This is a genomic window from Sediminibacillus halophilus (genome assembly GCF_900103695.1).
GTDB classification, from domain to species: domain Bacteria; phylum Bacillota; class Bacilli; order Bacillales; family Amphibacillaceae; genus Sediminibacillus; species Sediminibacillus halophilus.
Map to the genome: position 1 here is coordinate 333,028 of NZ_FNHF01000003.1, position 23,469 is coordinate 356,496.

Genomic DNA, 23,469 nt, shown 5'->3' on the forward strand with positions numbered 1-23,469 from the left:
TAATGAAGAGGAGTCGGTCGTTATGTCAACAAAAAAAGAGTTTTGGTTTGTTGTAGGTTCGCAGCATCTATACGGAGAAGAGGCGTTGGCAGAGGTTAAAGAACATGCACAAACAATGACGGATGCATTAAACGAAAGTGGTGCATTACCTTATCAGATAGTGCTACAAGAATTGGCTGTTGATTCAGATAAAATCACAACAATTATGAAAGAAGTTAATTATCGGGACGAGGTTGCCGGTGTGATTACCTGGATGCACACCTTCTCTCCAGGTAAAATGTGGATTCATGGTACTAAACTGTTACAGAAGCCTTTGCTTCATTTTGTAACCCAATTTAACGAGAGCATTCCATGGGAAACGATTGATATGGATTTTATGAATCTAAACCAGGCAGCACATGGCGATCGTGAATACGGTTATATTAATGCCCGTTTAAACAAACAAAATAAAGTTGTCGTTGGGTATTGGGAAAGGCCAGAGGTACGACAGCAAATTGCAGACTGGATGGATGTGGCGGTCGCTTATAATGAAAGCTTTAATATAAAAGTTGCTCGCTTCGGTGACAACATGCGCCATGTTGGTGTTACGGAGGGGGATAAGATTGAAGCGCAAATTCAGTTTGGGTGGAGAGTTGATTACTTCGGCATCGGAGATCTTGTCCAGTATGTAAACGCTGTAACAGAGGAAGAGGTTGAAGCATTATTTGCAGAATACGAGAATCTTTATGAATTTGATTATGGTAATTATAGCAAGAAAGATTGGGAAGCTAGTGTTAAAGTGCAAGCAAGCTATGAAATTGCCATTAAGCGTTTCCTTGATGAAGGTGGCTACAATGCCTTTACATCTAATTTCGAAGACCTATATGGAATGAAACAACTTCCTGGTCTTGCTGTCCAGCGTTTGATGGAGCAAGGGTACGGCTTTGCAGGTGAAGGAGACTGGAAGACTGCTGCGCTCGATCGTCTGCTCAAAGTGATGAGCAATAACCAATCCACAGGTTTTATGGAGGATTATACATACGAACTAGCTGCCGGTTCGGAATCAGTTCTTCAATCACATATGCTTGAGGTTGATCCATCACTAGCTAATAACAGGCCGAAAATAGTGGTATCTCCCTTAAGCATGGGAAATGCGGAAGACCCGGCGCGTTTAGTATTTGACGGGAAAGAAGGAGACGGTGTGGTTGTTTCAATGGCTGACTTTGGGACGCATTATAAACTGCTTATCAATGAGATTTCTGCGTTTGAGCCTACTGTTCCAGCTCCGAACCTTCCAGTGGCCCGAGTGATGTGGGAAATTAAACCATCCTTTCAAGATGGGGTGAAGACTTGGATTGAAAATGGTGGTGGTCACCATACAGTTGTTTCGTTGAACTTATCGACGGATCAAATTATCATGTATGCTAAACTTGTTGACTTGGAATATGTTGTTATTAAGTAATTGATCTATCATAAAAGACGCCGCATCCCTTGAAAACGAAATGGAATAGAAGAATGGAATTCTATCTAGCTTGAATAGGTAGAGGTTATTTTAAACTTAAGCCAAGCCTTTGGGTGCAGAAAACATCCTCCCATAAGGTTTGGCTTAAAATTACCTTTCATGAAGGGAAGTGTATGTGTGTCTTTGTTATCACACGCCACCACTCCAGTGGGGCGGCCTTCATTATTGGTGTCCATGACGCTAACCGATCTCCTTATTGTAAGCGTTACATTTGTGGTGATGGTGCGGGCATGCCATAATTGAACTACATTTTCAGAAATATATAATGGGAGGGAGCAGTTCAGATGAATTACCGTCAGTTGGGGAATACAGATTTAAAAGTAAGTGAGTTGAGTTTTGGTACTTGGGCAATCGGTGGTTCCTGGGGCAATACCAACGATGAAGAATCCCTGAAGGCTCTCCAGCATGCTATGGATGCCGGAGTTAATTTTTTCGATACAGCCGATGTTTACGGAGATGGCCACAGTGAAGAACTGCTGGCTAAGGCGACAAAAGGAAAAGAGAATGACATTCATATTGCGACAAAATTTTGCCGAGCCGGTGATATCGAGGATCCTGACACTTATTCCGAGCGGCAGGTTAGGGAGTATTGTGAAAACAGCTTGAAACGGTTGGAAAGAGAAACAATTGATTTGTATCAGATTCATTGTCCGCCACTCGCCATATTGAAAGACGGCAAGGTCTTCGAGGTGTTGGATAAACTAAAAGCCGAAGGAAAAATCCGTCATTATGGCGTCAGCGTTGAAACCGTAGAAGAAGGCTTGTATTGTTTAGAAAACACGGATGTTTCTGCTTTGCAAATCATTTTTAATATTTTCCGGCAAAAACCTTTAGATGAATTGATTCCGCAGGCTTATCAAAAAGGAGTAGGGATACTCGCGCGCGTGCCGCTTGCAAGTGGTTTGTTAACCGGAAAGTTTAGCGAGAATCACAGCTTCCAGGCAGACGACCACCGTAATTTTAATCAGAACGGGGAAGCATTCAATGTGGGAGAGACATTCGCGGGACTAGAATTCAACAAAGGTGTCCAGTTAAGCGAACAGCTTAGATGGATTGCCAACGATCGGGACAGCATGTCGAAAGCGGCGCTTCGCTGGATCATGGACCATGAGGAGATCACCTGTGCGATTCCAGGTTTCAAGACGGTCAAGCAGGTGGAAGATAACTTAAAGTCATTAGATGTACCAAGCTTCAGTGCCGAGGAAATGAACAAACTGCAAAAGTTTTACCAGCATGATGTCCAAGACCATATTCGCGGCGCCTATTGAGCAACATCGGACATTTCCCTCTGGTGATAAAAGGACTTCCTCTAACGAGGGGGTCTTTTTTGTCCTTATCCTGGTATTCTACTGGTAAAAGATAAATTAACTTAATTAAGCTGTGGTATAATCTAGGTACAAAAACAACAACAGGTGGGAAAAGCAATGCAGCGTGGAAGCTTTCAGTGGATGAAGACATTGAACAAGTCTATCATCCTGAATAAAATCAGGACAGGCGGCCCCATATCCCGGGCCCAAATAGCCAAGGATACAAAATTGACGCCCCCAACAGTAAGCAGTATTGTAAAAGAACTGATCGAGCAGGGAATCGTCCGGGAAAGTGCCCAGGGAACCTCACAGGGCGGCCGCAAGCCGACGATGCTGATTATCAATAGTACAGAATTCTACATAATCGGAATCGATGCCGGGCCTCGCACCGTTAAATTTGTCCTGGCTGATTTGTCGGGAGAACTAAAGGAAGAAAAAATTATTCCGATCGATAGAAAGATAACCGGCCACCAATTTATCAATATCTTGGTAACTGGTATTAAAAGCGTTCTATCGGCCCGAAAAGCCTTGGCTGGCAAAATTGCCGGGATTGGAGTGGCAATGCACGGTGTTGTGAAAGTGGAAGAAGGGGTGTCCGAGTTTGCCCCGAATCTGGACTTACACGATGTGGCGATAAAAGAGGAGCTAGAGAAGGCTTTCGACTATGAAGTGAAAGTCGAAAATGATGCGCGGGCGATGGCGCTTGGAGAAGCATGGTTTGGTGATAGTGAAGGGGTAAAAAGCATGCTGGCGTTGAACATCGGCAGCGGTATCGGTGCCGGGCTGATGATTGACGGAAAGCTCTACCACGGAGAATACGATTTGGCTGGGGAAATTGGCCATATGACGCTTGATGTAAATGGGGAAGAGTGTACCTGCGGAAACAATGGCTGCTTGCAAACGGTGGCTTCTGGTCCAGCGATTGAAAAACGTGCAAAACAGTTGCTTGCAGAGGGGAGGGCTGGAGGTCTGGCTTCACTTGCCGGAGGAAATCCGGACCAGGTGTCCGGCGAACTCGTTTATCAGGCAGCAGTTCAAGGGGATAAGGATTCCAAGGCGATACTGGAGGAAACCGGAACCTATATCGGTATTGGACTCACCAATCTGATTCATGTCATCAACCCAAGTAAAATCGTTATCGGCGGGGGAGTTTCCAGTGCGGGGGGCATGATTTTACAGCCAATTAAGCAAACCATTAAAGCTAGGGCATTGACAAATGAAGCGAAACAGACGGAAATCGCTATTTCGCCGTTGCAGAGCAATGCGACGGTTTTAGGGGCCGTAGCTCTGGTACTGACCGAGTTGTTTGATCCGTTGCCTCGTAATTCCGACTGAAGAAGGGGGAAACCATGAAAGATGGAGGAGAAAATAAACAAGGCATTCCTCCTGCTTTGTCGGCAGCGAAGTCCGAGGACTTTGCATATGGCAATGCAACACATCACATTGTCAGGTGAACTGCAAAAAGTCTTGGAAGAAACGGTACAACTCACTGAATTATCCCCGGCCGAACTTTTACAAGTGAATGTTTCCATTCATAGAAATAAAGTAAATAAGTTGCTAGTCAAAACGAGCGAGTTGGTGCGCGAAAGGATAAATAGCGGTAAGGATTTTCAGCTAACGGAAAAGGATAACCTTATAGGTGCTAATCTACGCGGAACCGATTTGAAGGGTGCCGATCTTAGAGGAAAGTGGCTGATAGCTGCAGAGTTGTATAAGACAGATTACGTGCTGTCGATATTATTGGAGCAGACTTACGAGATGCAAATGAAAGCGGAGCTGATTTCACGGACATCATTACCCCATGCTACTATCCTTCCGCCAGCACTAAAGATACCGGAACATTGGAGGTAAAAGAAAAAGGAGCCGGGTTTTTCCAGCTCCTTTTCCGTTGTCACTTTATTTCAAGTTCACTTTTATAGGTTCCATTTTAATTGGTTTTTCGTTTGCGCTTAAGGTAGCGAACGGAACAAGTAGAGAATAGTCCTTAAAATTGAACTCCGCCGGATTATCTAAGGTATAAATGGATTGAAAGTGCAAACTGTTTTCATCGAGTAGAGTTGCCTGATCACTCCGAATCTCATGTTCAAGCATCTTTTGTCTGTCCAGTTCTCCTTTTTCATCCCTTCGCACATTGTCTGATTTAATCAGTTGAATAAAATCCGCAAAGTTTTGAATGATATCTTTTCTGATTTTGCTTGTATCGGTATGTTGTATCGTGTAATCAACTGTTATTTGTTCTCCGTTTTGTTCCATGTTGGTTACCTTGACAGCATAGTCAAATCTGTTGCTTTCCACTGTGAAAGGTGTTGGTTGATTCATCGCTCCAACCTGCATCGTATCGTTTTTTACTATTTCGGGTTGGATTGTTAGAGAGCTTGCATCCTCACTGATTTTGTCGCTGAATAATTCTTGGTATTCTTTTGAAACAGAAGCCCCATCTGCCTCGGTTGTTAAAAGATTTGGATGGAATTTTGATAATCGATTACCATTATTATCGACTACATGGATTCTGATTTCATCTTTCTCCCCTTCTAATGGCAAAGTGGTCTCATAATTTAATGTTGTGGTTGCTTCCCCTTTGACGACCGACTGCATTGTAAGAGAGTAGCCCTTGCCTGCCAATTGACTCTTAGCATCTGTGTAAATAGTCTCTGGAGGAATTTGCTCAACAGGAATATCGAAATTCCACTTTCCCTTCACCCCGGTAATCGAAGTAAAGGTTAATGGTAACGAATAGCTTGCAGGCAAATCAGCTTCTGCGTTATAAAACTCCATTGAAGCGATATATCCATCTTCTGTTTCTGTTAATTCTTTCATCGTCGAAGACCATTGATTTTGTTCTTTTCCATCAAAAAGGTGAAAGGAGTATCCTGCCTCCGGTCCGCGATTGCCACCCATGTTTTCCAGAGAAATTTTCTCCCCTTTTGCTTGGAACGTGACACCGATAATATTCCCATCATAATAAGCACTTGTTATGGTTATATCGATCCCATTACTCGTCGCCGTTTTGTTTATCTGGGTCACTAAATCACTTTCCATTAACTCATGACCAATTTGTAAGCCTGCTTTTTCATAGACACTGCCTAGTAAAGGGACCGTCGACAAGGCATAGGAAACGGGGGCGAAAACGAATCCGGCTGCCAGGAAAAAGGTGGCTGCACCTGCTGCAATCGTGCCGGAAAGCTTGATTTTGGAATTTCTGCGTGCTCTTTTTTCTATTCGCCCTCTGGTTATTCCTTTGTCTATCGCATGAAAAATCTCGCTTTCGGGAACATCAATCTCGCTGATTTCTTTATGATAATGCTCTTTGTCCATTGTGATGCACTCCTTCCATATAATGTTTTAATTCCTTTTTTGCTCTGCGCAAATAGGTTTTGACGGTGTTTTCCGGCTTTTCCATGGTTTCAGCTATTTGATGAATGGGTAAGTCATGGTAATAAAATAAGATGATGACGGTTTGATATTGTTCACTTAAGTAAGAAATAGCGTTCAGTAAATCCATCTTTGCTTCTACATCCTGACTTCCCTCTGCTTCAGGTAAATGGTGAATAAGGTTTTCATCATAAACCACCTTTTTCCGTTTTCTCAATAACTCATAGGCAGTGCGAATAAGAATTTTTGTAAGCCAAGTGTAAAAGTATTCTGGTTTTTTAACTTGGTTTATGGAGACAAAAGCTTTATAGATTGTTTCCTGAAGCACATCGAGAGCGTCTTCTTTATTCTTAACGTAAAGAAATGCCGTTTTATACAATTTTTCGCTTTCGTTTTTTATAAGTGTTTCAAAGGCTGCTTCGTCTCCCTTTATTGCTTTTATGACTAGGGGTGAATGTTTCAAGTTTTTGCCCTCCTTTCACCTGTTAGAGCAATTAGTGAATAGAAAAGTTTCAAAAAAATATTTATTTCCTAGAACAAAAGAGATCCTGTCATAAAGAAAGGGTGCTAACCAATATTAGCACCCTTTTTCGATAAATAGTTATGGAGTTAGTTGTTTTTCTATTCTAAGAAAAAAATTGAAAACTCGTTTTGGAATAGTAGTCTTCACCAGCAGGCAAGAAGCAGGATGGAAATCCATCGTGATGAATGGATGCGGGAGAAGCCTGTGTTTCAAAACAGATTCCCAAGTATTGCGCCGATTCCCGCTCCTTCAGCTGCAATCCTTCTCCAAGACCATTGGAAGTGTACATGACCATTCCGGGTTGGTCGGTTTTGATCATCATTTTCCTTCCGCTAGTTTGATCGACAGCAGTGACCTGGGATTCCTGCTTGGTATCAAATATAAAGTAATGGTCGTAGCCATGTCCGGCATAGCGATTCTGTTGGTGATCGGAGCGGATTCCATCCTCTATTTTTCTTCCCTGTCGAAAATCAAACACAGTGTCCCTGACATCCAATTTGTTACCGGTTGGAATCAATGCTTCATCAAGCTCGACGAACTGGCTGCTGTCGAGGGTCACTTCATGTTCCCGGATCGTCGATTTTAAATCGCCGCTTAAATTAAAATAAGAATGGTTAGTCGTTGTCAACACGGTGTCTTGGTCCGCGGATCCTTGATAGGTGATTGAAAACTGATTGGTGTTATCCAAGGTGTAAGTGATTTTCATTTCCAAGTTGCCGGGATATCCGTTTTCACCATGTTCGCTTTGATGGGTAAAGACCACGCCCACCGAATTTTCTTTTTCAATCGTTTCTGTCTGCCATTTGGTCTTATGAAAGGCATCCGGTCCGCCGTGTAAATGGTTCTCCCCTTCATTGGGGGGGAGTTGAAAGGTCTTTCCATTAAGAGAAAAAGAAGATCCTTCAATTCTTCCGGCTACACGGCCGATCAGAGCACCAAAGAAATTTGGATTATCGAGATAATCTTCGAAGTTTTTATATCCCACCACAATATTTTCTTTGCGGCCGTTCTTGTCTGGCATCAGAATCTCCGTGATAATGCCGCCGAAATCGAGGCAGCTTACCTCCATGCCGCGGTCGTTGGATAAAATGAAACGTTTCCAATTCTGTCCGCTCGAAAGGGAAATTTGTTCTTGTTTGATTTGCATTCGATACACTCCTTGCTAGCCTTGATTCAATACCATGATAAATCGCTGAAAAGCCTGGTTCCCTTGTTCATCTCGTTTGAAGACACCCGCATCTTCCAATACTCTGGTGAATTTTTTCCCTACCTCATTTTGCAAAATGACTTCCACATTCTCCTTTTGCACCTTGTTTTGCTGTTTGATTTGTTCTGCCCACTTGCGATGGTGAGCAGGAACTTCTTCCGATTCTTCGAGTAAAAAGCGTTTGACTTCCTCCAGTTCGGATTTCAGTCTGGCTGGCAGGACCGCTAATCCCATTACTTCGATCAAACCGATGTTTTCCCGCTTGATATGGTGAACATCGGCATGTGGATGGAATATCCCCAAAGGATGCTGTTCGGATGTACGGTTGTTGCGCAGCACGATGTCCATTTCCAGGCGGCCGTTCCGCATCCGGACTATTGGCGTAACGGTATTATGCGGCGTATCACCGCTATAAGCCTTGATGGATACTTGTTCATCCTCGTATTTTCGCCACCTTTGCAAGATATGGTCTGCAGCATCCACCAAATTCAAACGATCGGGGGAGGAAAGGCGTATAACAGATAAAGGCCAATCGACTATTCCGGCCTGCACATTTGGAAAATCCTTTAACAAAAATGTTTCCGTTTCAGGAGCAGTCTCCATGGCAAACCGATAACGGCCGCCTTGATAATGATCGTGGCTGAGAATCGATCCCCCGACAATCGGCAGGTCGGCATTGGAGCCGAGAAAATAATGCGGAAACTTTTCTACAAAAGCGGTCAGACGCAGGAATGTCTGCCGGTCAATTTTCATTTCGCGGTGTTCTTCTGCAAGTACGATGCTGTGTTCGTTGTAATAAACATAGGGCGAATATTGCAGGTACCAGTTTTCTCCTTGCAAAGGCACTTTGACTATCCGGTGATTAGACCGAGCCGGGTGGCCGATCCTGCCGACATACCCTTCGTTTTCCCTGCATAAAACACATGGAGGATACCCGACCACCTGTTTTTCCTCTTTTTCCCGCCTAATTTGTTCTGGATCTTTTTCCGGTTTGGACAGATTGATGGTAATATCCATTTTCCCGTAAGAAGTGTCCGCTTTAAAGTGGACATTTTTCCTTATTCGCTTCATTTGAATATAATTGCTATTTTTGCTTAGTGTGTAGAAGTAATCGGTCGCCTGTTCTGCCTTTTCCTTATACTTGGCTTCAAACGTCTGTTGGACAGCGGAAGGTTTCGGCATAAAGATATTCATCACATTGGCAGCGAATATCTCCTTTTCATCCAGCACGTCCTCGATGACTTGGTGTTCTATCGCATAATCGACTAGCTCCTCGACCAAGTCGGGGATGGAAGTATGTTGCGTTCCGATAAAGACTTCTTCTTGAAAATCACTTTCCTTCAGCAGACCGAGCAGCTGATTGCGTACATATACGGTATCCTGTCGTTCAATCAATCCGGCAGAAATGGCTTTTTCTATTAATCTGAAAATTGTTTGAAATACTGACATTACGCCTCCACTCCACCATCATAGCCGTGTGGGTGGTTACGATGCCAGTTCCATGCATCCTCGATAATTTCTTCTATCGAAGTTCGGGATGGCTCCCAGCCCAAAATGCGCTTAGCTTTGTCCGCAGATGCAATCAAGACGCTGGGATCGCCGGGGCGGCGTTCACCAGGGACGGCCGGTATCGATCTGCCGGTCACTTTTCGGGCAGTATCGATTATCTGTTTTACTGAGAAGCCTTGGTTGCTTCCAAGGTTGAAAATCTCGCTTTCCCCGCCGTTTTCCAAGTAGGACAGCGCGAGCAGGTGAGCATCAATCAAGTCCTCCACATGGATGTAGTCCCGGATACACGTGCCATCTTCGGTATTATAGTCTTCTCCAAAAATAGTGAGGGCTTTACGCTGCTCTAGAGCGGTCTGCAAGACAATGGGAATCAGATGGGTTTCCGGTTGGTGGTCTTCTCCGATTTCACCTGTCTTTCTGGCACCAGCAACATTGAAATAACGAAGAGAAACGTATTTGATTCCATAGGCAATTGCACACCATTTCATCATTTTTTCCATTGTCAGTTTTGTTTCCCCATATGTGCTTTCCGGTTTCGTCGGCATATCCTCGGTAATTGGGACAGCATCCGGCTCTCCATAGGTTGCGGCAGTGGAAGAAAAAACTATCCTGTTGACGTTGTGTTCTTTCATGGTTTCCAGCAGTACTTGTGTACCGTATACGTTGTTGCTGAAATACTTCAATGGCTCCTGCATCGATTCACCGACAAGCGAATTAGCAGAGAAATGCAAGACTGCGTCAATGTTTTCCTTGCTAAATACATCGTCCAAAAATTGTTTATCGCGAATATCTCCTTGATAGTAGGCTGCATCGGGGTGAACAGCTTGGCAATGTCCAGTTTCCAAACTATCTACCACCACCACACGGTCATTCTGATCGATTAACTGGTAGACTGCGTGCGAACCGATGTACCCAGCCCCTCCTAAGACTAAAATACTCATCTATCCCACTCCTTTTCAGGTTCCTTTTATAATTGTTTTGCTCCGTCACTGATCGTTGCAGGGTAAAACGTGGCATCGTAACCTACCTGTTCCCGATATAAGTGGTTGACCCTTTCGGTAAAGCTCTCCACGTTTTCTTCAGGCACGATGGCGATTGCACAGCCGCCGAATCCGGCCCCTGTCATTCTTGCCCCTAAAACGCCAGGCTGCCTCCAGGCTGCTGCGACTATTGTATCGAGTTCTTTGCCTGTGACCTCGTAATCCTGCTGCAAGGAAATGTGCGACTGGTTCATTAGTTCTCCAAATTGCTTAAGGTCATTCGATTTCAAGCTTTGCAGCGCCTTTACCGTCCGGCGGTTTTCATACACAGCGTGTTTGGCGCGTTTTCGGTCGAGCGGATGCTGGATGGCGAGTTTGTATTTTTCAAACTGTTCCTCTGTTAAATCTCCCAAACTACTAATGCCGATCACTTTTTGTAAATCGGCAAGCGCACGCTCACACTCCATCCGCCGTTCATTATATTTCGAACCTGCCAATTCTCTTCGCTTGTTGGTGTTGATGATCATCACGATATACCCTTCCAGCTGGATGGGGGCATAGGAATAATCTAGCGATTGACAATCGAGCAATATGGCATGATCTTTTTTGCCCATACCGATGGCAAACTGGTCCATTATCCCGCTGTTAACACCGATATACTCGTTTTCGACTTTCTGGCCGAGCCTGATCATACGGGTGCGGTCAATAGATAAATTGTATAGCGACTCGGCCACAACGCCAGTTACCATTTCTATCGAGGCAGACGAGGATAAACCAGCACCATTAGGAATATCACCCCAAAATAAGATATCTGCTCCTGAAGAAATGTTGAGTCCTTCCTTCATTAAATAGTTTATCATGCCTTTTGGATAATTGGCCCATTGATCTTTCTCTTGATAATCAAGCTGTTCTATCTCGCATGTAATGATACCGGTTTCAGAGAAATTGACCGAATAAAACCTATAGATTTGATCGCCGCGCTTGGCGGCGGCCGCGTATGTTCCGAATGAGATGGAAGCGGGGAAGACGTGTCCACCGTTATAATCCGTGTGTTCACCGATTAAGTTAATTCGTCCTGGTGCAAAGAACAAATGGGGCTGTTCTGCAGTCTGAAAAACATCTTGAAAGGTATGAACCAGTTGTTCTATATCCATCCAATGCTCCTCTCTAAAGTTAGCTTATAAAAACTTAATTAAGTTAATTAATTATCTAAATTTAAGCTTACTATGCTTTAAACGCTTTTTCAAGTACCAAAAATAATTTGTTCCTTCTGTTCGAAAGAATGTTGTCAATGGGATAGCCTCTCTGATTATAAGCTCGAGTTACTGGTGGCCGCGGTGGAAAATTGACACATTGCTAAAATCTGATAAGATAAGTTTGACAGCTGATGATAATGATTATCACTATTAATAAATGCTAACAGCTTCGTATATTGCTATATATAGGATAAAGGGGAGAGAATCATGAATCTTTCTGAATTGATGAAAGACCGACGTTCCATTCAGCTTTATGAGGACCGTCCTGTACCATTGGACGAATTGAAACAAATGTTGGAAGCAGCAGTTTGGGTGCCGAATCATAAAATGACCCAGCCATGGCGGTTTACATTTGTCCATGGCGAATCGCTTAAAAAAGTCGCCGAAATCAACCGCAAGTTGGGCGAGAAAGGTACTGATCCTGAAGAGCGCAAAGTAAATGGAGAAAAGGCTTACCAGAAAATAGCCAACGTACCAGCCTTGTTGATTGTCACGATTAAAGAAAACCACAATCCGAAATTCCGTGAAGAAGATTATGCTGCCACAAGTTGTGTGATTCAGAACTTCAGTCTGCTTGCCTGGGAAAAAGGAATCGGCATGATTTGGAAGACAGGTGCTCTTACCATGGAGGATGAATTTCGGGAGGCAGTAGGTGTAAACCCTGGAGAAAGAGTGGCAGGAATGTTGCAAATCGGTTACCCCGCAAAAGTACCAAAACCAAGACCGAGAGCGGATGTTCAACAACTAATTACAGAATTAGATTGAGTCGAAGAGCGGCAGAGATGCTGCTCTTTTTTTATGCAAAATTATATGCAGAAGCGCGTATGAAAAGCTTTTCATCTCTTAATAAAGTCAATCCGTGCCATGAATATCGGAGTGGAAGGCACAGCAATGGAGGACTTCCAGCATGAGTATAATCAAAATTTCGTGACGGAGGCCTTGAGTTCCTTTACAGAGGAAGAACTTCAATCCAGCTGCCGTTTTGTTTTCCCCGGAATTGGCAGGGTTAGAAGCACCGAGTAGTTTGTCACTACCAATAACAAAAATCGATTAAAAAAATGGAAGACCAGCAGCGGGAGGTAGCTGGTCTTCCATCACAAAGGGGTATTCACTGTTAGTTTAACCATTCAATGCTAAGGGAGTATGAATTTTCCATAAAGAAATTGTAAAGTTGCTAGAAAAACAACTAGCTCATCTATGCAACGATAATTCGCGCTAGTACGGGTTTTTGCTTTTAGTATTGTAATAGATTGAAGGATTAAGACGCATTAGTAAATGGCTCCAATGTAAATCCTTCTACTGTGTTTCTCCCTTTTTCAAGAAAGTTTAACCATCTCGATAAGTTTTAACTCCCATCAGACGACGGTAATTGAAAGTAGTGTTTAAAAAAAAGAGATAACCTATCTTTTTTAAGGAAAATCAAGGGTTGTTTTCCTATTTTTCTATGCTATTAACATATAATTTATCTAGCAAAAAGGTCCCTTCTCACTATTAAACCTGTTTTTTTTTACATTTTCATGTATAAAAACCGGGATTATTGCCCCACAATTACAAATATGACAAGTCTATGATAAAGGGTTACTTTTGTAATTTACTCTTAATTAGGCTGTAACCACAACACTATTTTGTATGTGTTACTATAAGGCTTGTCAGAAATTTTGAGGAGGGAAACACAGATGAAGAAATTCGTAGTATCTCTAGCTACAGGGCTTGTTATTGCAGGGACAGCTGCAACATCTGCATCCGCCGAAGACTATCAAGTAGAGTCAGGCGATACGCTTTGGGGCATCGCCAATGACCATGAAGTATCTGTTGAGACGTTAAGAGATCTCAATGAGTTGGACACAGATATTATCTACCCAGGACAAGATTTAGAAATAGATAAAGCAGACACTTACACTGTTAAAGAAGGGGACACGCTATTCGGCATCGCAAACGAATACGGCGTGAGCGTTTCGGAATTGAAAGATTGGAACAATCTATCATCTTCCGTTATTCTACCAGCACAAGAATTATTTGTGGAAGAAACCAATAATCTTGATGTTATCCCACAAGTAGAAAACGAGACAGTAGATAGGGAAACAGCAAAGGAAACCGATACGGACAAAGCCGCAGAACCGGAAGAAAACAAAACAGAGCCAGCAGCATCGAAACCAGCACCAGAATCTAAACAGGAAGCAGACGGCAAAGTGGTAACTGTTGAGTCTACTGCCTATACTTCTGATTGTGCTGGATGCTCGGGAATCACCGCCACCGGCGTCAACTTAAATGAAAATCCAAATGCGAAAGTTATTGCAGTTGATCCGAAAGTGATTCCGTTAGGTTCCAGGGTTTATGTAGAAGGTTACGGCGAAGCAATCGCGGCAGATACCGGCGGAGCAATCCAAGGAAATCGCGTGGACCTTCACGTACCAACAAAATCAGAAGCATATGACTGGGGCAGAAGAACCGTAGAAGTTACGATTCTTGATTAATTCCCTGTAATAAGCAAAAAGCAGAAGCGATGCAGCGCTTCTGCTTTTTTTATACCTGTATTTTCTGATGCAGCTTGCGCCAATAATATGGTGGCCAAAACCAACTCTCTCTATTATATAAACTGGAATTAATTGAGTAATTGGGTTCCTTTGTCAGCTTCCATCTCTACTTCCCCATCTGGACTGACCGTTTGTACATAACCTACTACACCGAAGCTAATAATCAACATAAGAAACAAGATGATTAACAGTTTCTTCACTACCATTCTCCCCCTGTTGAATTCTTACTATTATTGTAAATCATCCACCTATCCTTTTTCTATAGTAAATTCTAACAATCTTCGATAAAATTCTTACAATATTGTAAGAATGTTTATATATTCGTACCAGGAGGTTAAAATAGCTATAGTAAAGAAAAAGAATTACCCTGCGGTTAAGCGAAAGTACTGCAGGGAAGACTTTCAAGTAAAACCGATTGAAGAGGTGAAAAGGTTGGCGACATTTTCTTCGCTTGGTGTTTCAGCCGAGCTGACAAATATTTTAAAGGATCATGGTATTTATGAACCGACTCCCATACAGGAACAGGCAATTCCGATACTTCATGAAGGGCAGGATGTCATTGCTCAGGCCCAGACAGGAACTGGTAAAACACTTGCTTTTGTACTGCCGATACTGGAACAAATACAGCCGGACGGCTATGCCCCGCAAGCATTAATTGTCACACCGACACGGGAATTGGCCCTGCAAATAACGAGTGAACTGAATAAATTAACGGAACATCTTACCGGAATACATACTTTGGCCGTTTACGGCGGACAGGATATTCAAGGCCAGTTGAATAAGCTGGAAAAACAGGTGAATATTGTGGTCGCAACGCCAGGCAGGCTGCTGGATCACCTTCGCAGGGGCACCGTTTCCCTTTCTGAAGTTTCCCTGTTTGTTTTGGATGAAGCGGACCAGATGCTGCAATTCGGTTTTATGCCAGAGATAAAAGAAATCATCGGACAACTGCCAGAGCGGCGGCAGACAATGCTTTTTTCCGCTACGATGCCTGACGAGGTGAGAGCACTGGCAAAAAGGTATATGACCAGTCCCCGAAATGTTAAGGTGAGGGGAAGCGATACAACCCTGGAAGGCATCAAGCAAATGGTAATTGAAACGACAGATAGGGAAAAGCAGGATAAACTGCGCACTGTTCTGGATCAGTTCCGACCTTTCCTGGCTGTGATCTTTTGCCGCACAAAACGGAGGGCGGCTAAGCTAAACGCCGCTTTGCAAAGCCATGGTTATTTGTCCGATGAACTGCATGGCGACCTTTCGCAATCGAAACGGGAAAAGGCGATGAAACGGTTTCGGGAGATGAAAACACAATTTCTAGTGGCGACGGATGTGGCTGCGAGGGGTCTGGATGTAGAAGGAGTCACCCATGTAATAAATTACGATATTCCAGAAGACACCGAGAGCTATATCCATCGTATCGGCCGGACTGGCCGTGCAGGCAGTGAAGGGCTGGCAATCACCTTTGTGGCACCAAAGGACCGGAAATATTTGCAGGCAATCGAACGGGATTTAAAGGGCAGAATTAAACGGAAGGAAATATAAGAACAAGAAGGGGAAGAAAAAAGTGTTACCATATTCCAACCGTTCTATCAGTCTTGAATATGCCGATCTAAGCGCGCTTTATATAGCTGGGGACAAGATGTATCCAGGAACGAAGATTGCCATGGAACCTGGAGACATTCTTTATTCAGCCAAAGGAATGTCCACTTTTATGGTCGGGCATGTCGGAATGGTGGGACATGACCAGCTTGTCTATCATTCCCATCCCAAAGGTGGTTTTTATGAAGAATTGGCGGTTTATTTGTCACGGCACAAGTTCGGTACCGAATTAACGATTTACCGACCAGTGAGGGGGGCGGAAGACGCTGCTCAGTGGGTAGGGGATCATATCACCCGGATAAAACGATATATCTTTGACCCCCGCTTGAATACGTTAGCTACTAATTACTGTTCCAAATTCATATGGCAAGCGTTTTGGTACTCAGGGTATGGCGACGTGACCGGCAGAAAGCGTCAGGACAAACAACTGGCATGGATCTACCCGATGACGATTAAACAAGCCGGTAATTTAGAACAGTTGGCGGTTGTAAGGTTGGAACGGGCCAGGCAAAAGGGTTGAATAAATACCGCAGACGGCGAAGAAATAGGACTTTTAAAGAGCGGGAATTTTCAAATAACTAATAAAAATTTGTGTTATTATTATTGACAAATAAAAAATACCGTACTATGATTATAAACAATAATTCAATGAGCTTTGGCGAAGACGAAGAATAGTAGCACATACTGGACGTTATAGAGAGCTGGTGGCAGCTGGAAACCAGTACGTCGGTTGTGTGAATGGACTTCTGAGCCCCAAACCGAACTTTACGGAACAGTAGGCTTTGGCGGATGACCCAACGTTAAAAGGGCAGGTACAGACTTTGGTCTGTACGTCAGAGTGGCTGTTTTCTTAAATAGCTAAAAAGGTGGTACCACGGGTTTCCTCGTCCTTTATGGAGAGGAAGCCCGTTTTTTATACGTTTCAAACAATTTTATATACGCTTAAATCGCCGAGTAAGAAGAGTAAGTTTTTTGATTTCTTCAAGAGAGCCGGGGCTGGTGGAATCCTGGCAGAATAAAAAAGCCGAATGGCCTTACGAGAGTTTTTCCGAAATAAGAGTAGGAAAAAACGTCATTCCCACGTTACAGGGATAGAGTATCGGATGAATGGTTCATTCCTCCCGTACTCGAAAAAGCGGAAGGAGAATCCTTCAATAGTGGTGGCACCGCGGCAGAAACCGTCCCCTATAAACACAAATAGTTGTGTTTATAGGGGTTTTTTATTTATCAGCTACATTCATTACAAACAGAGGGAGCGTGTGAAAATGACGGTGAAGACAAATACCCCGGTATATAAACAAATGCAAGTGAATGGAGATACACTGACGCCGATATCCGTGTTCAAACGAATGAAGGGAGATCGCAAATTTTTACTGGAAAGCCTGGCAAGTGAGTCGGAAAAAGGAAGGTACTCTTTTTTGGGTGCAGACCCATATAAGGAGATCATCGGGAATGGCAATCAGGCATTTATCAAACATCCTCTCTCCGGTGAAGCTTCAATAGAAGACGGCAGGCCGCTTGAGGTGGCAAAACAGCATCTGGAGGGAGAGGAGCTGCCGCTTCCGTTTCCGTTTTACGGAGGTGCGGTCGGTTACATCGGCTATGACGCGATTCGGCAATACGAAGATATTGGAGATGTGGCAAACGATGAAATAGCGATGCCAGATATGCACTTGCTGTTTTATCAGGACATAATTGTCTTCGACCACCTCCACCACACCGTTTCGCTCGTCGCGATCGACATGACAAGGGAACGAACGGAACAGCAGCTCGAGCAGAAATTAGCTGAGTTGAAACAAATGATTTCGTTGGAAAAGGAGGAAGCATCAGCCCTCTTGGGTCCGGTCGAGTTTACCCCGGAACTCGATAAACAGGAGTTTATGAAAAGAGTTGAGCTGGCCAAACAGCATATCGTCGATGGAGACATCTTCCAGGTAGTCTTATCACAGCGTATGAAGGCAGCTTTCGATGCTGATCCTTTTACTTTTTACAGGCACCTGCGCCGGGCAAATCCCTCTCCGTATATGTTTTATCTCGACTTTGAGGAGTACATTGTCCTCGGTGCTTCCCCGGAAAGCTTGATTAAAACGAAAGGTGACCAAGTCATCACCAATCCGATTGCGGGAACCCGGCGGCGGGGCCGGACAACAGCAGAGGATGACAAATTGGCAGGAGAATTGGTTACAGACGAAAAAGAGCTCGCCGAACATAAAATGCTGGTGGACCTAAGCAGAAATGATCTGGGAAGAGTTTGCCAGGTTGGGTCGATCACGATTCCGAAGTATATGACAATTGAACGATACCAGCATGTGATGCATATTGTTTCGGAAGTACAAGGTACCCTTCTGGCAGGCTATAGCGGGCTGGATGCACTGGCGGCGACACTCCCGGCAGGTACAGTGTCCGGGGCCCCGAAAATTCGGGCGATGCAAATCATTAATGAACTGGAACAGGAAAGACGCGGAGTGTATGCCGGAGCGGTTGGCTATTTGAATATGAACGGAGATGTTGACCTTGCCCTTGCTATCCGGACGATGGTCATCAAAGACAACAAGGCTTACGTACAGGCCGGTGCAGGAATTGTCTATGATTCCGATCCGGCAGCTGAATACCAGGAAACACTCAATAAAGCGAAATCATTATTGGAGGTAAACCAACATGATTTTATTAATCGATAACTATGACTCATTTACGTATAACCTGTTTCAATACATTTCCGAATTAGGTGAAGCTGTAAAGGTTGTCCGTAACGATGCTCTGGAGGTGGCGGATATTCAAAGGCTGAACCCGGAGGCAATCGTGTTGTCACCGGGCCCCGGGACTCCTGGAGAAGCCGGTATATGTGTGGAGACGGTACAGCGGTTTGCCGGCAAAATACCGATACTTGGCATATGTCTCGGGCATCAGGCAATAGGGGAGGCCTTCGGAGGCTCAGTTATTCATGCCAGGCGGGTAATGCACGGCAAGACATCGATTATAGCCCATACGGGAACCCAGCTTTTTGCCGGTTTTCCCGACAAGCTTGAAGTGATGCGATACCATTCGCTGGTCGTGGAGAAGGCGTCCGTTCCGGCATCCCTGAAAGTTACGGCTACTGCCGAGGACGACGGGGAAATCATGGCAATCCAGCACCATACTTTGCCGGTTTACGGGCTGCAGTTCCATCCTGAATCGATAGGTACGGAAACAGGAAAGGCGATACTTCGGAATTTCTTTTCGATTACACGTAAGGAGGATGTATATGAAACGGTATCTCGATAAGTTGATGCAACAGGAAACATTGAGCCAGCAGGAAATGGAGCAGGCAGCACAGGAAATCTTCCACGACAATACGTCTGAGACAGAAATTGGTGCATTCTTGACCGCCTTGAAAATAAAAGGAGAACAGGCTGGAGAAATCGCAGGACTTGTGAAGGTCATTCGGGAAAAATCGATTGCCGCTACCGATGGAATAAGCGGGGTGATGGATAACTGCGGAACAGGAGGAGATGGTTCTCACAGCTTTAACATCAGTACTACTTCCGCTTTTGTAATTGCCGGAGCGGGAATCCCTGTCGCCAAACATGGAAACCGCAGTGTTTCCAGTAAAACTGGAAGCGCCGATGTACTGGAAGAGCTCGGAGTTTCACTCGATTTGACGAAGCGGCAAATGCAGGAAGTACTCAGGGACAACGGAATTGCCTTTTTGTTTGCCCCGCATGTGCATCCTTCTCTAAAGAAAATCATGAAGGTACGGAAAAACCTGCAAATCCCGACGATATTCAACCTTATTGGCCCGTTGACAAATCCGGTAACGCTAGAAACCCAGCTGCTCGGCATATACAGCCGGGAGATGCTGGAAATGATGGCTTCTGCCCTGCATCGCCTGGGCAGAAAACGGGCGTTGGTTGTCAACGGAGCGGGTTATATGGATGAAGCCTCACTGGCTGGTGAAAATCATTTGGTATTGATGGAGAAAGGCGAACTGATTCCGTTTACGTTACATCCAGAAGAAGTCGGGCTGCCCGTTTATCCAAATGCCGAAATCCGCGGGGGAGATGCCAAAGCAAATGCGGATATTTTGTATCGCGTGCTAAGAGGAGAACCGGGTGCATATCGGGATACTGTTGTTTTCAATGCCGGACTGGCTATTCTGGCTAACGGCAAAGCGGCCACTGTCCAGGAGGGCGTGGCGTTGGCTAAGGAAAGTATCGATTCGGGAGCAGCATTGACTAAGTTGAAGAATTTGATTGCATACAGTAACAAAGCGAAACAGGAGGTGGTCGGCTGATGACTATTCTGGATGAAATTTTGGCAGAAAAAGTAAAGGAAGTTGCGCAACTGAAACATAGCTACCATCCGGCATCTCGTGCATCTGTGTCAGCGAAACGCTCTTTATATGATAGGTTTATCCAAGCTGAAACGGTAAGCATCATTGCCGAAATAAAGCGGGCTTCCCCTTCCAAGGGAGTGATTAACACTGCCGTAAACCCGCCAGAGCAGGCTCAAGAGTATGCCGAAAATGGGGCGGGTGCCATTTCAATTTTGACTGATCGGCCATTTTTTCAAGGTACCATGCTCGATTTGGAAGCTGTACGTGGGAAAGTTGAGGTGCCAATCCTAAACAAAGACTTTATAATCGATGAAATTCAAATCGACCGGGCAAAAGATTATGGAGCAGATGTTATCTTGCTGATTGCTGCGGCTCTGCCCAAAAAACGACTGGACGCATTGTATCAGTACGCAAAGGCGAAAGACCTCGATGTCCTGCTGGAGGTGCATAACGAGGAAGAACTGAAAACAGCTAAAAGTGTAGGGGCGGAAATCATCGGAATTAATAATCGTGATCTAAAAACGTTTGAAGTGGATATTGGGGTTACAGAACATCTAGCCTCGCAAATCAAGAATCCAGAAACGTTGATTATCAGTGAAAGTGGGTTTCGTCACAGAGCGGATGTAGAAAGGGTCCGGCAGCATGGTGTCAAAGGTATATTGGTTGGAGAAACGATGATGCGTTCAGGAAACTTAGCGCAGACATTTTCGGACTTGCGAGTGCCGCAGTTGTAGGAGGATGAAGGTATGCAAGTGAAAATTTGCGGAATAACGACGCTCCAGGCTGGAGAAGCAGCGGTGAGTGCAGGTGCCGACTTTATCGGTTTTGTCTTTGCTGAAAGTAAGCGGCGGGTTAGTGTGGAGCAGGCCCGCTCGATTGCAGAGAAACTGCCTTACGGGGTAAAGAAGGTCGGGGTGTTTGTCAATGAGCAGAGGGAAACGATCGAGAAAGTTGCCGAGGAGGTAGGCTTGGATTTTGTTCAATTACACGGCGACGAATCACCGGAATTTGTGAAGAGCTTGAAAGTCCCTGTAATCAAAGCTTTTCAAATCACAAGTACAGCCGACCTGAAAAAACTGGCTTTCTATCAATGTGATTACTTTTTGCTCGACAGCCCTGCCGGGAAATACCGTGGTGGAAACGGAGAAGTATTCGACTGGTCACTGACCCGTGAGCTTCCTGCTCTGAATGGGAGATTGATTTTGGCGGGCGGATTGCATGCGGACAACGTAAGAGAAGCGATAGAAGAGGTCACCCCGGCAGCGGTAGATGTATCGAGCGGTGTGGAAACAGCGGGAATGAAGGATGAAAAAAAGATTTATACATTTATTCAGGAAGCAAAAAGCAAAGGAGAGGAAGGATAACATGAAAACCTACCAACAACCCGATATCCAGGGCCATTTTGGCAGTTTCGGCGGAAGGTTCGTCCCTGAAACATTGATGCCGGCTGTATTGGAGCTGGAAAAGGCATATGAAGCTGCAATGGCTGATCCAGAATTTGTTGATCAAGTGGATTATTACTTTAAGCAATATGTGGGCAGGGAAACGCCATTGTATTATGCCGAAAACTTCTCCAACCAGCTTGGTGGCCCGAAAATTTATTTGAAACGGGAGGATCTCAACCATACCGGCGCCCACAAAATCAACAATGCCATCGGGCAAGCACTGTTGACTCAACGGATGGGCAAGAAAAAGGTAGTAGCAGAAACCGGAGCGGGTCAACATGGCGTTGCAACTGCAACCGTCTGTGCACTTCTTGGGCTGGATTGTGTGATCTTCATGGGTAAGGAGGATATACGAAGACAAAAACTGAATGTCTTCCGGATGGAGTTGCTTGGCGCACGAGTCGAGAGCGTCGATCAAGGGAGCGGAACGCTGAAGGATGCGGTGAACGAAGCGCTGCGTTACTGGGTGACAAATGTGGAAGATACCCACTATATTATCGGTTCTGTCGTCGGACCCCACCCATTTCCGAAAATAGTCCGGGACTTTCAAAGTGTGATCGGGATTGAGACGCGCAAGCAAATTATCGAGCAGGAAGGGAAGCTTCCAGAGGCAGTTGTTGCCTGTATTGGAGGAGGGAGTAATTCGATGGGAATGTTTTATCCATTTGTCGAGGATGAGCGGGTAGAACTTCATGGTGTAGAAGCGGGCGGATCAGGTATTGAGACCGGCAAGCATGCTGCTACACTGACAGACGGAAAAGCCGGGGTCCTTCATGGCACGCTGAGTTATTTGTTGCAGGATGAGAACGGCCAGGTAACAGAAGCACATTCCATTTCGGCAGGACTGGATTACCCTGGAATTGGACCGGAGCATAGCCATTTAAAGGAAACAGGAAGGGTCCTCTATGACTCCATTACAGACACGGAGGCGTTGGAAGCATTGCAGCTTCTGACGAAGACGGAAGGAATCATGCCGGCATTGGAGAGTGCCCATGCGGTTGCTTATAGTATGAAGCTGGCCGAAAAAATGGATGCTTCTGAAACGATTGTTGTTTGCTTATCCGGTCGTGGGGATAAGGACGTGGATACGGTGAGATCAGCGATTGGGGGGAGTTCATATGAGTAAACAACTAATAAAACAGGCGTTTCAGGAAGTACTTGATCAAGGCGATAAGGCGTTTGTTCCATATATTATGGCCGGGGACGGCGGGTTGGACAGTTTAGAGGAAAAAGTTCAATTTTTGCAGGAAAGCGGCGCGACCATTGTGGAGCTTGGGGTCCCATTTTCCGATCCAGTAGCAGACGGCCCGACAATACAAGAGGCCGGTATTCGGGCTCTTAAACAAGGTGTAAGTCTTCGCGCGATTTTGGAAAAACTCGGACAATTTAAGGAAAACCGTTCCATTCCCATTGTCCTTATGACCTATTTGAATCCGATTTATGCTTATGGAGTTGCGGCATTTGCTCGTGCTTGCCGGACTGCTGGAGTCAGCGGCTTGATTATTCCGGATCTGCCGCTTGAAGAAGAGAACCTGGTCGTAAAGGAACTGCAGGCAAACGATATTGCCTTGATCCGCTTAGCATCCTTGACAAGTCCTCCCGATCGTCTGAAGGAATTGGCGAGACGCACAGAAGGATTTTTATACGCCGTTACCGTCACAGGTACAACTGGAACACGGGCGACTTTCCAGGAGAGTTTACAGGAGCACTTGGCTTCCTTAAAGAATATTTGCCAGGCACCGGTCCTGGCTGGATTCGGAGTATCGACTCCCGGCCATGTCAAAGAACTGAGCGCCAACTGTGACGGTGTCGTAGTGGGGAGCAAAATCGTCGATGCTCTTCATCAAAATAATCGGGAGGAAATCAAAACATTGATAGCTGCAGCAAGTAGTAAAGAGCAGGCACCTGCAGAGTGACAAGTATT

22 protein-coding genes and 2 other annotated features are annotated in these 23,469 nt (G+C 44.9%); of the genes, 15 read left to right on the forward strand and 7 right to left on the reverse strand.

Annotated elements, in window-relative coordinates; translation table 11 throughout:
* Nucleotides 1–22: 22 nt before the first annotated feature.
* The 4 genes from araA (at nucleotide 23) to BLR82_RS12125 (ending at nucleotide 4,659) form a co-directional block, all read left to right on the forward strand.
* Nucleotides 23–1,441 carry an L-arabinose isomerase gene (gene araA, locus BLR82_RS12110; RefSeq protein WP_074599692.1) on the forward strand — a complete coding sequence of 473 codons (1,419 nt, stop codon included), beginning with the start codon at nucleotides 23–25 and terminating at the stop codon, nucleotides 1,439–1,441.
* 344 nt (nucleotides 1,442–1,785) lie between these two features.
* The gene (locus BLR82_RS12115; RefSeq protein ID WP_074599693.1) at nucleotides 1,786–2,769 is read left to right on the forward strand and encodes an aldo/keto reductase; all 984 of its coding nucleotides are present in this window, start codon (nucleotides 1,786–1,788) and stop codon (nucleotides 2,767–2,769) included.
* 156 nt (nucleotides 2,770–2,925) lie between these two features.
* The gene (locus tag BLR82_RS12120; protein ID WP_074599694.1) at nucleotides 2,926–4,143 is read left to right on the forward strand and encodes an ROK family transcriptional regulator; all 1,218 of its coding nucleotides are present in this window, start codon (nucleotides 2,926–2,928) and stop codon (nucleotides 4,141–4,143) included.
* Between the two features lie 87 nt (nucleotides 4,144–4,230).
* Nucleotides 4,231–4,659 carry a pentapeptide repeat-containing protein gene (locus BLR82_RS12125; protein ID WP_175486802.1) on the forward strand — a complete coding sequence of 143 codons (429 nt, stop codon included), beginning with the start codon at nucleotides 4,231–4,233 and terminating at the stop codon, nucleotides 4,657–4,659.
* Between the two features lie 45 nt (nucleotides 4,660–4,704).
* Here BLR82_RS12125 and BLR82_RS12130 read toward each other — a convergent pair whose 3' ends face one another.
* The 6 genes from BLR82_RS12130 to BLR82_RS12155 form a co-directional block, all read right to left on the reverse strand.
* The gene (locus BLR82_RS12130) at nucleotides 4,705–6,123 is read right to left on the reverse strand and encodes a DUF4179 domain-containing protein (RefSeq protein WP_074599696.1); all 1,419 of its coding nucleotides are present in this window, start codon (nucleotides 6,121–6,123) and stop codon (nucleotides 4,705–4,707) included.
* Entirely contained in the window at nucleotides 6,101–6,643 is a 543-nt protein-coding gene (locus BLR82_RS12135) for a sigma-70 family RNA polymerase sigma factor (protein ID WP_074599698.1), read from the reverse strand. The genes BLR82_RS12130 and BLR82_RS12135 overlap by 23 nt, the downstream gene beginning before the upstream one ends.
* A 163-nt stretch (nucleotides 6,644–6,806) precedes the next feature.
* A complete protein-coding gene (locus BLR82_RS12140; protein ID WP_074599706.1) occupies nucleotides 6,807–7,850 on the reverse strand; it encodes an aldose epimerase family protein in 1,044 nt (347 codons plus the stop codon).
* A 15-nt stretch (nucleotides 7,851–7,865) separates the two neighbouring features.
* The gene (galT, locus tag BLR82_RS12145) at nucleotides 7,866–9,359 is read right to left on the reverse strand and encodes a UDP-glucose--hexose-1-phosphate uridylyltransferase (RefSeq protein WP_074599709.1); all 1,494 of its coding nucleotides are present in this window, start codon (nucleotides 9,357–9,359) and stop codon (nucleotides 7,866–7,868) included.
* Nucleotides 9,359–10,360: a UDP-glucose 4-epimerase GalE gene (galE, locus tag BLR82_RS12150; protein ID WP_074599711.1), complete on the reverse strand. Its 1,002-nt coding sequence runs from the start codon at nucleotides 10,358–10,360 to the stop codon at nucleotides 9,359–9,361. The genes galT and galE overlap by 1 nt, the downstream gene beginning before the upstream one ends.
* A gap of 26 nt (nucleotides 10,361–10,386) precedes the next feature.
* On the reverse strand, nucleotides 10,387–11,553 hold the full coding sequence (locus BLR82_RS12155) for a galactokinase (protein ID WP_074599713.1): 1,167 nt from the start codon (nucleotides 11,551–11,553) through the stop codon (nucleotides 10,387–10,389).
* 309 nt (nucleotides 11,554–11,862) lie between these two features.
* Here BLR82_RS12155 and BLR82_RS12160 point away from each other — a divergent pair, with 309 nt between their 5' ends.
* The gene (locus BLR82_RS12160) at nucleotides 11,863–12,420 is read left to right on the forward strand and encodes a nitroreductase family protein (protein WP_074599715.1); all 558 of its coding nucleotides are present in this window, start codon (nucleotides 11,863–11,865) and stop codon (nucleotides 12,418–12,420) included.
* A gap of 911 nt (nucleotides 12,421–13,331) precedes the next feature.
* Entirely contained in the window at nucleotides 13,332–14,129 is a 798-nt protein-coding gene (locus tag BLR82_RS12165) for a 3D domain-containing protein (protein ID WP_074599718.1), read from the forward strand.
* Between the two features lie 128 nt (nucleotides 14,130–14,257).
* Here BLR82_RS12165 and BLR82_RS21475 read toward each other — a convergent pair whose 3' ends face one another.
* Complete coding sequence (locus tag BLR82_RS21475) at nucleotides 14,258–14,389, reverse strand: hypothetical protein (protein WP_281242190.1); 132 nt, start codon at nucleotides 14,387–14,389, stop codon at nucleotides 14,258–14,260.
* Nucleotides 14,390–14,621: 232 nt separating this feature from the next.
* Here BLR82_RS21475 and BLR82_RS12170 point away from each other — a divergent pair, with 232 nt between their 5' ends.
* The 9 genes from BLR82_RS12170 (at nucleotide 14,622) to trpA (ending at nucleotide 23,461) form a co-directional block, all read left to right on the forward strand.
* A complete protein-coding gene (locus BLR82_RS12170) occupies nucleotides 14,622–15,731 on the forward strand; it encodes a DEAD/DEAH box helicase (protein WP_074599720.1) in 1,110 nt (369 codons plus the stop codon).
* A gap of 22 nt (nucleotides 15,732–15,753) precedes the next feature.
* Nucleotides 15,754–16,308, forward strand: a complete 555-nt coding sequence (locus BLR82_RS12175; RefSeq protein WP_083334836.1) for a hypothetical protein — start codon at nucleotides 15,754–15,756, stop codon at nucleotides 16,306–16,308.
* Nucleotides 16,309–16,440: 132 nt separating this feature from the next.
* Nucleotides 16,441–16,683, forward strand: a binding site (T-box leader).
* Nucleotides 16,684–16,729: 46 nt separating this feature from the next.
* Nucleotides 16,730–16,977: a binding site (T-box leader), on the forward strand.
* A gap of 76 nt (nucleotides 16,978–17,053) precedes the next feature.
* On the forward strand, nucleotides 17,054–18,466 hold the full coding sequence (trpE, locus tag BLR82_RS12180; protein ID WP_074599722.1) for an anthranilate synthase component I: 1,413 nt from the start codon (nucleotides 17,054–17,056) through the stop codon (nucleotides 18,464–18,466).
* Entirely contained in the window at nucleotides 18,447–19,049 is a 603-nt protein-coding gene (locus BLR82_RS12185) for an anthranilate synthase component II (RefSeq protein ID WP_074599724.1), read from the forward strand. Before trpE ends, BLR82_RS12185 begins: the two co-directional genes overlap by 20 nt.
* Nucleotides 19,030–20,058, forward strand: a complete 1,029-nt coding sequence (trpD, locus tag BLR82_RS12190; RefSeq protein WP_074599726.1) for an anthranilate phosphoribosyltransferase — start codon at nucleotides 19,030–19,032, stop codon at nucleotides 20,056–20,058. The genes BLR82_RS12185 and trpD overlap by 20 nt, the downstream gene beginning before the upstream one ends.
* On the forward strand, nucleotides 20,058–20,834 hold the full coding sequence (gene trpC, locus BLR82_RS21065; RefSeq protein ID WP_074599728.1) for an indole-3-glycerol phosphate synthase TrpC: 777 nt from the start codon (nucleotides 20,058–20,060) through the stop codon (nucleotides 20,832–20,834). Before trpD ends, trpC begins: the two co-directional genes overlap by 1 nt.
* A gap of 12 nt (nucleotides 20,835–20,846) precedes the next feature.
* On the forward strand, nucleotides 20,847–21,464 hold the full coding sequence (locus BLR82_RS21070) for a phosphoribosylanthranilate isomerase (protein ID WP_074599729.1): 618 nt from the start codon (nucleotides 20,847–20,849) through the stop codon (nucleotides 21,462–21,464).
* A gap of 1 nt (nucleotide 21,465) precedes the next feature.
* Nucleotides 21,466–22,671 (forward strand): tryptophan synthase subunit beta, encoded by a 1,206-nt coding sequence (trpB, locus tag BLR82_RS12205; RefSeq protein ID WP_074599730.1) that lies wholly within the window; start codon nucleotides 21,466–21,468, stop codon nucleotides 22,669–22,671.
* Nucleotides 22,664–23,461 (forward strand): tryptophan synthase subunit alpha, encoded by a 798-nt coding sequence (gene trpA / locus BLR82_RS12210; RefSeq protein ID WP_074599731.1) that lies wholly within the window; start codon nucleotides 22,664–22,666, stop codon nucleotides 23,459–23,461. Before trpB ends, trpA begins: the two co-directional genes overlap by 8 nt.
* Nucleotides 23,462–23,469: the final 8 nt, after the last annotated feature.